The 6,989-nt window shown below is 63.6% G+C and carries 7 protein-coding genes; 3 read left to right on the forward strand and 4 right to left on the reverse strand.

The window, feature by feature from the left end; all coding sequences use genetic code 11:
• Nucleotides 1-110: 110 nt before the first annotated feature.
• Entirely contained in the window at nucleotides 111-932 is an 822-nt protein-coding gene (locus ACVOLZ_RS21865; protein WP_481517963.1) for a methyltransferase domain-containing protein, read from the reverse strand.
• 57 nt (nucleotides 933-989) lie between these two features.
• Between ACVOLZ_RS21865 and ACVOLZ_RS21870 the strand changes: the two genes are divergently transcribed.
• Together ACVOLZ_RS21870 and ACVOLZ_RS21875 are read left to right on the forward strand one after the other, a co-directional pair.
• Nucleotides 990-1,193: a hypothetical protein gene (locus tag ACVOLZ_RS21870; protein WP_481517964.1), complete on the forward strand. Its 204-nt coding sequence runs from the start codon at nucleotides 990-992 to the stop codon at nucleotides 1,191-1,193.
• A gap of 92 nt (nucleotides 1,194-1,285) precedes the next feature.
• Nucleotides 1,286-1,885, forward strand: a complete 600-nt coding sequence (locus tag ACVOLZ_RS21875) for a nitroreductase family protein (RefSeq protein ID WP_481517965.1) — start codon at nucleotides 1,286-1,288, stop codon at nucleotides 1,883-1,885.
• A 202-nt stretch (nucleotides 1,886-2,087) separates the two neighbouring features.
• Here ACVOLZ_RS21875 and dusB read toward each other — a convergent pair whose 3' ends face one another.
• The 3 genes from dusB to ACVOLZ_RS21890 all read right to left on the reverse strand — a co-directional run bounded on the left by dusB (nucleotide 2,088) and on the right by ACVOLZ_RS21890 (nucleotide 5,579).
• Nucleotides 2,088-3,077 (reverse strand): tRNA dihydrouridine synthase DusB, encoded by a 990-nt coding sequence (dusB, locus tag ACVOLZ_RS21880; RefSeq protein ID WP_481517966.1) that lies wholly within the window; start codon nucleotides 3,075-3,077, stop codon nucleotides 2,088-2,090.
• Nucleotides 3,078-3,228: 151 nt separating this feature from the next.
• Nucleotides 3,229-4,179: a ribokinase gene (locus ACVOLZ_RS21885; protein ID WP_481517967.1), complete on the reverse strand. Its 951-nt coding sequence runs from the start codon at nucleotides 4,177-4,179 to the stop codon at nucleotides 3,229-3,231.
• Nucleotides 4,180-4,280: 101 nt separating this feature from the next.
• Nucleotides 4,281-5,579: a NupC/NupG family nucleoside CNT transporter gene (locus ACVOLZ_RS21890; RefSeq protein WP_481517968.1), complete on the reverse strand. Its 1,299-nt coding sequence runs from the start codon at nucleotides 5,577-5,579 to the stop codon at nucleotides 4,281-4,283.
• 203 nt (nucleotides 5,580-5,782) lie between these two features.
• On the opposite strand from ACVOLZ_RS21890, the gene ACVOLZ_RS21895 reads away from it, so the two are divergent.
• Nucleotides 5,783-6,754, forward strand: coding sequence for a potassium channel beta subunit family protein (locus tag ACVOLZ_RS21895; protein ID WP_481517969.1), 972 nt, complete (start codon nucleotides 5,783-5,785; stop codon nucleotides 6,752-6,754).
• The last annotated feature ends 235 nt before the right edge of the window (nucleotides 6,755-6,989 follow it).

Below are 6,989 nucleotides of genomic sequence, written 5' to 3' on the forward strand. Positions count from 1 at the left end.
CGCGCCCCACTCTCCGGGCTGCTTTTCACGTCTTTTTTCTCCTCCCCGGTTGGGGGGGGTTTGGGCGCGCCTGCGGGGGGGGGGGGGCCCCCCGGGGCGCCCGCCGCAACTCAGTAGACTGTGGCGCGGGCCTGCACGAAGGAATAGAAGAACACCGCGTTGGGGTCGTTCTGCACCTGGGTGAACTCGGCGCGCATGCCTTCCACCGTGGCCTGATCGACCTTGCCGGCTTCCAGTAACTGCTCGGCGGCCGACAACAGCAGCTCTTCCCATAGCGTGAACATCACCTTGCGCCGCGCCGGCTCGCGGTTGTCCAGGTGCACGGTCTTGGTCTGTGTCTGCACATCGCGGAAACCGCCGGCCAGCAGCAGGTTGCCGAGCTTGGCACCGACAAACGGGTCGCCACCGCTGTCGATCTGGAAATCATTGAACGCCATCCAGTAGCGCCACAGGTTGGGCGAGTAGGGATCGAGCAGGAACGAGGCATTCATCACCTCGGTGACGAATACCGGCGAGCCCGGGCTCAGCACCCGCCGCACTTCGGCCAGCGCACGCGCAGGCGAGGGCACGTGCTCCAACACCCAGCACAGGAAGGCGCCATCAAAGCTGCGCGGTTCGAAAGGCAGATCGGTGGCATTGGCGCGTTGAAACTCGACGCGTTCCTGCAGCCATGGCATCTGCGCCAGATGCGCGTTTGCGGCGGCCAGCTGACGTTCGTTGAGGTCGATGCCGGTGACCCGCAGGTCAGGGAAGCGGCGCAGCAGGATTTCGCTCTGCGCACCGACGCCGCTGCCGACTTCAAGAATGTGGCGCGAATTGCGGAAATCGATGTCGTGGAAGATCGCCGGTTCAAACAGGCGTGCCTGCTTGCGCAGCCGCTCCTGCTCATTCGCGGAGAAGCCATGCAGATAGGGGAAGTCGTTGAGAGTCATAAAAACAGCGTCGTGCAGTGATCCGCCCAGTATCGCCAGCCGGTGTTACCGCAGCGCATGCATAACGGAACCCAGCATTGCGGTGCCGCTGGCAATGTCGGCGCGGCGCGGGTTTGCGGCCACGGGCCGCTGATAGCCATTGGTTCTGAGAATTCGCTGATTTGGAATCAGGCTTTGGTGAGAGCTTGGAGGGGAGCTTTCCAGGGGCGAGAAGCGAAAATGGCATTTGTTCTGAAAATGAAACGAATTATTGGTTTTTAAGTAATTGTTCTAGTTTTGGTGGCAAATACAATGGGCGCCATCAAGCAAAGGCCAGCGGTGTTGCGGGCCTGCTTTTCCCTCAGGAAACGATCATGAACAGCCAAGTCATCTCCCTGTACAAGAAGCGCCGTTCCCAGTACGCCCTCGGCAAGCAGCTGCCGATCAGCCAGGACGACACCACCCAGCTGATCAAGCAGGCCATGCGCGAAGCGCCATCGGCCTTCAACGCGCAGTCCTCACGCGCGCTGATCCTGTTCGGTGACCACAGCCAGAAGTTCTGGGAGCTGACCAAGGAAGAACTGCGCAAGATCGTACCGGCCGACGGCTTTGCTGCCACCGAAGCCAAGCTCAACAGCTTCGCCGCAGGTGCGGGCACGGTGCTGTACTTTGTCGATACCGATGTGGTGAAGGGCCTGCAGGAGCAGTTCGCCCTGTACGCCGACAACTTCCCGGTCTGGGCCGAGCAGTCCAACGGCATGGCGCAGTTCGCAGTGTGGACTGCGCTGGCTGACGCTGGCGTCGGTGCCAGCCTGCAGCATTACAACCCGCTGGTTGACGAAGTGGTGCGCAAGCACTGGGGCGTGCATGGCAACTGGCAGCTGCGTGCGCAGATGCCGTTTGGCTCGAATGAAGCTCCCTTCGGTGAAAAGACCTTCATGGAAGATGAAGCCCGCTTCAAGGTATTTGCCTGATCAAAGTGTTCGGCTGATTCCTGTCGACGCGGTTCCCTCCCCTGCGCGTCGATGACAGTCGGACGGGCCCATCAGCGCAAGCTGGTGGGCCCTTTTTTTGGAGCGTGAACGGTAGTGCCGAGCCATGCTCGGCAGAGGCTCCATGCACAAACGGACGGATCGCCGGTAACGCCCCAGCCGAGCATGGCTCGGCTCTACAGGTTTACGGTGCGTACGCCGTTTCGCCCGCTACCAGCGCATCAAAATAATCACGGGTCAGCTGGATCTGCGCGTCGGCGGTCTCCGCAGCGTTGACCACCGCACGGAACGCGGCATTCTCCGGGCGATCCTTTGCATACCAACCCAGATGCTTGCGGGCAATGCGCACGCCCTGCGGTTCGCCGTAAAAGGCGTGCAGGTCGGTGAGATGTCCCAGCAGGATGTCGCGTACTTCTTCCACCGACGGCGGCGGCAGTTCTTCGCCGGTAGCCAGGTAATGCGCGATCTCGCGGAAGATCCACGGCCGGCCCTGTGCGGCGCGGCCCACCATCACCGCATCGGCACCGGTCAGCTTGAGCACCTGCTCGGCCTTGCGCGGTGAATCCACGTCGCCGTTGGCCAATACCGGAATCTTCAACATCGCCTTGATCGCGGCGATGGTCTCGTACTCGGCCACGCCGGTGTAGTGCTGGTCGCGGGTACGGCCGTGAATGGCCAAGGCGGCGATGCCGCTGTCTTCGGCGATACGGGCGATGGTTGGCGCGTTACGCACTTCTGCGCACCAGCCGGTACGGATCTTCAGCGTGACCGGCACATCGACTGCGTTGACCACCGATTCAAGAATGCGCGCGACCAGTGCTTCGTCGCGCATCAATGCCGAACCAGCCCAGGCATTGCAGACCTTCTTGGCCGGGCAGCCCATGTTGATGTCGATGATCTGCGCGCCGTGGTCGACGTTGTAGCGCGCCGCCTCGGCCAACTGCTGCGGCTCGGTGCCGGCGATCTGCACGCTGATCGGTGCCGGTTCACCGGCATGGTCCATGCGGTGGATGGACTTGCGGGTGGTCCAGAAGCGCGGGTCGCTGATGGTCATTTCCGAAGCGGCCAGACCCGCGCCGAGCCGTTTGCACAGTTGGCGGAATGGCTTGTCGGTGACGCCGGCCATGGGCGCGAGCACCACGTTGGGTGCAATGGTGTAAGGGCCGATCTGCATGGGGGTATTGTAAGGCGGCGGGTCGTAACCCGCGCTGTGTGGAGATGTGGGAGCGGCGTAAGCGGCGAAGCTGGCATTGCGCAAAAGGCCTGAGAGCCTACCCCTCCCCAACCCTCCCCTGCTGCGCAAGGGAGGGGGCACAGCTGTAGGCTCAGACGTCGGCCGGGGTCATCCGCGGCATCGCCAGTGCGGCGCCTTCGTTCTCGGTGGAACGGGCGGCGTACAGGTTGGCGAAGCGCACGTGCTTGATGAACGAAGATTCCGGTGCTGCTGCCAGTGAGGCCGCCAGCGCGCCGTTGAAGGCATCACCGGCACCGGTGGTGTCGACCACCTGTACCGACTCGGCCGGCACGCGGTAGTACGGCTGGCTGTCGCTGCGCAGCTTGTCTTCATCGTGCGAGACAAATACGCCCACCGCACCCAGCGTCACCACCACGGTGTTGCCGGACAGCTTGCGGCACAGGGCGTGAAGGCTGGCACCGTCCAACGCTGCCACGTCATCGGCCTCGATGCGTTCGCCGACATGACGGCTGAGCAGGGCGGCAAATTCGGTTTCGTTCGGGGTCAGCACGTCGGCCAGCTTGAGCAGGCTGATGGTGGACGGGGCATTGGCCGGAGCTGCGTTGAGCATGGTCAGCACGCCGGCCTCGCGGGCCTGCGCCAGCGCCGCCTCGATGGTTTCCACCGGGGATTCCAGCTGTGCCAGCAAGACCTTGGCACCGCCGATCAGGGCGGCGTTGGCGGCGACGAAGTCGCTGCTTAGCGAGGCATTGGCACCGGCGCCGATCACGATCGAGTTGCGGCCACGGCCATCGACATAGATGCCCGCGGTACCGGTGGGCTCGGTGGTGGCTTCGGCCACCAGCGCGATGCCGTCGGCACTGGCCAACTGGCGGGCGAGGTCGCCGCCAGCGTCGGCACCGAGTGCGCAGACAAAGCTGGTGTCAGCACCGGCGCGGCGAGCCGCGACGGCCTGGTTGAAGCCCTTGCCGCCGGGACCTGTGCTGTAACGGCCAGCGATGGTCGCTCCCGGCGCGGGCAGGGTATCGCAGCGCCAGACGTGATCGACATTGAAGGAACCGGCAACGACTACAGAACTCATGGAATCTTTGTCTCTAAGGTGGCGATGAAACAGCAGCTGCGATGGCTTGGCCATCTGACTCGGCCGCCTTGCAGCGGCCGGGCCGGATCAGCTGGATTGAATCAACTGAAGTGGGTCAGCACGCCGGCGATGGTGGCGGTCATCAAGGTGGCAATGGTGCCGCCCAGTACTGCACGCAGGCCGAACTTGGCCAGGTCCTGGCGACGGTCCGGAGCCAAGCCGCCAATGCCGCCGATCTGGATGGCAATGGAGCTGAAGTTGGCGAAGCCGCACAGGGCATAGGTGGCGATCAGACGGCCTTCTTCACTCAAGGTGGTGCCTGGAACGTTGCCCTGGATGATCTGCGACAGGTCCATGTAGGCAACAAATTCGTTGATCACGACCTTCTGGCCAATCAGCGAACCGACAGTGGTGGCGTCTGCCCACGGCGTGCCGATCACCCAGGCGATCGGTGCCAGCACGTAGCCGAAGATGGTGGCCAGGTTGGTCGGCTTGCCGATGGCGGCGGCCAGGCCGGTGACGTCACCGATCCAGGTCAGCGGCGCATTGAGCAGGGCGATCAGGGCGATGAAGGCCAGCAGCATCGCGCCGATGTTCAGGGCAAGGCGCAGGCCGTCAGCGGCGCCACCAGCTGCGGCGTCGATGATGTTGGAAGATGTCTTTTCCACTTCCATCTTGACCGTGCCGCGGGTCAGCGGGGTGCCGGTTTCCGGCACCAGCAGCTTGGCGACCACCAGCGTGGCCGGCGCAGCCATGATCGAGGCAGCCAGCAGGTGCTTGGCGTAGAAGGCTTGCGAGGCCGGATCGCCACCGCCGAGCATGCCGACGTAAGCGGCCAATACGCCGCCAGCGATATGCGCCATGCCGCCGATCATCATCGTGATCAGTTCGGACTGGGTCATCTTGGAGATGTACGGGCGCACGGTCAGCGGCGCTTCGGTTTGACCGATGAAGACGCTGGCGCAGACGCTGGTGGTTTCAGCACCGGATACGCGCATTACCTTGGTGATGGCGGCCGCCATGACCCGCACGATGGCCTGCATCACGCCCAGGTGGTACATCACGCCCATCAGCGCCGAGAAGAAGATGATGGTCGGCAGCACCTGGAAGGCGAAGATGAAGCCGTACTTGGGAATGTCCATCAGGCTGCCGAAAATGAAGTTGGAACCTTCATTGACGAAGCTCAGAATCTTGACGAAGCCCTTGCCCAGCCAGTCGAACACGTCGCGGCCGCCCGGAACCAGCAGCACCAGCGCCGCAAAAGCGATCTGTAGAGTGATGCCGGTGGCAACCAGCTTCCAGTCAACGGCTTTCTTGTTATTGGAAAACAGCCAGGTGATGCCCAAAAGCACCGCCAGGCCGAACAGGCCGAAGCCGATTCTGCCCAAACCTTCGAACATGAGTAATCCCCGGGCGAGCCCGCAAAAGACGCAAGCCTAGAGCAGCGGCTGATGCCGGGCAAGAATATCTCCGGCATAAGCAGGCATTTGCTGGGATTGCGCCGGTATCGGCAAGGTCTGCGGGCCTGTCAGATGCGCAGTCAGGGTTACACTGGCGGCCTGTCTGCGCGAATCCTGCGCACCGTCTTACGTTGGAGCCAGCCATGCAATACCGTCGTCTCGGGTCGTCCGGCCTGCAGCTGTCCGCCTTGTCGTTTGGCGCCTGGGTGACCTTTGGCAGCCAGATCGGGCGCGATGAGTCGCGCAACCTGATCGCCGCGGCCTGGGACAACGGGGTCAACTTCTTCGACAACGCCGAGGGCTATGCCAAGGGCCGCGCCGAGGAGGTAATGGGCGACGTGATCGCCGACCTGCGGCTGCCGCGCGATGGCTATTGCGTGTCGTCCAAGGTGTTCTTCGGCTCAGCCGAGGAGCCGGCGCCGACCCAGCGCGGGCTGTCGCGCAAGCACGTCACCGATGCCTGCCACGCTGCGCTCAAGCGCCTGCGGGTGGACTATCTGGACCTGTATTACTGTCACCGTCCGGACGCGGAGACGCCGATCAGCGAGACCGTGCTGGCGATGGACAACCTGATCCGTCAGGGCAAGGTCCTGTACTGGGGTACCTCGGAGTGGTCGGGCGCGCAGATCGCCGAGGCGGTGGCCTTTGCCCGCGCTCACAATCTGTACGCCCCGAGCATGGAGCAGCCGCAGTACAACCTGCTGCATCGGGTCCGCGTGGAGCAGGAATACGCGCCGCTGTATGCCGATGCCGGGTTGGGGACGACGATCTGGTCGCCGCTGGCCTCGGGTCTGCTGACCGGCAAGTACAACGACGGTATTGCTGATGATTCGCGCCTGGGCCAGTCCTCGCTGGGCTGGCTGCAGGCCTCGGTGCTGGGCGAGCCAGCCGATGATCGTCTGGGCAAGGTGCGCCGTTTCACTGCCTTGGCCGCCGAGTTGGGCGAATCGCCGGCGCAGCTGGCCATTGCCTGGTGCCTGCGCAACCCGCAGGTGTCCAGCGTGATCCTGGGTGCAAGCCGGGTGTCCCAGCTGGAAGAGAACCTGCGCGCGCTGGATGTGCTGGCGCGGGTGGAAGAGGGCGCCTGGCAGCAGATCGAGGCGATTTTTGCCTGATAGCGCGGTTGTAGTGCCGAGCCATGCTCGGCAGCGCCTTGTCAGCATGGCTTCAGACCCGTGTTTGCGGGATTTGTGCGAGCGGCGCAAGCCGCGAAGCCACAGAGTTGTCAGGTTGCAGGCTGGTTGGTGATTCCAGCACGGCCAGCTTCGCGGCTTACGCCGCTCCCACAAGGGTAGTGGGCTGGTGGTAGAGCCCCGTGCCCGCGTTGGTGGGGCAAAAAAGGTTGGCGGA

This window comes from Stenotrophomonas sp. STEN020, assembly GCF_056760195.1.

Bases quoted from the DNA above. Each gene is read 5' to 3' on its own strand.
- ACVOLZ_RS21885 (WP_481517967.1), bottom strand. From the start codon at position 4,179: ATGAGTTCTGTAGTCGTTGCCGGTTCCTTCAATGTCGATCACGTCTGG.
- ACVOLZ_RS21895 (WP_481517969.1), top strand. From the start codon at position 5,783: ATGCAATACCGTCGTCTCGGGTCGTCCGGCCTGCAGCTGTCCGCCTTG.
- ACVOLZ_RS21890 (WP_481517968.1), bottom strand. From the start codon at position 5,579: ATGTTCGAAGGTTTGGGCAGAATCGGCTTCGGCCTGTTCGGCCTGGCG.
- dusB (WP_481517966.1), bottom strand. From the start codon at position 3,077: ATGCAGATCGGCCCTTACACCATTGCACCCAACGTGGTGCTCGCGCCC.
- ACVOLZ_RS21865 (WP_481517963.1), bottom strand. From the start codon at position 932: ATGACTCTCAACGACTTCCCCTATCTGCATGGCTTCTCCGCGAATGAG.
- ACVOLZ_RS21875 (WP_481517965.1), top strand. From the start codon at position 1,286: ATGAACAGCCAAGTCATCTCCCTGTACAAGAAGCGCCGTTCCCAGTAC.
- ACVOLZ_RS21870 (WP_481517964.1), top strand. From the start codon at position 990: ATGCATAACGGAACCCAGCATTGCGGTGCCGCTGGCAATGTCGGCGCG.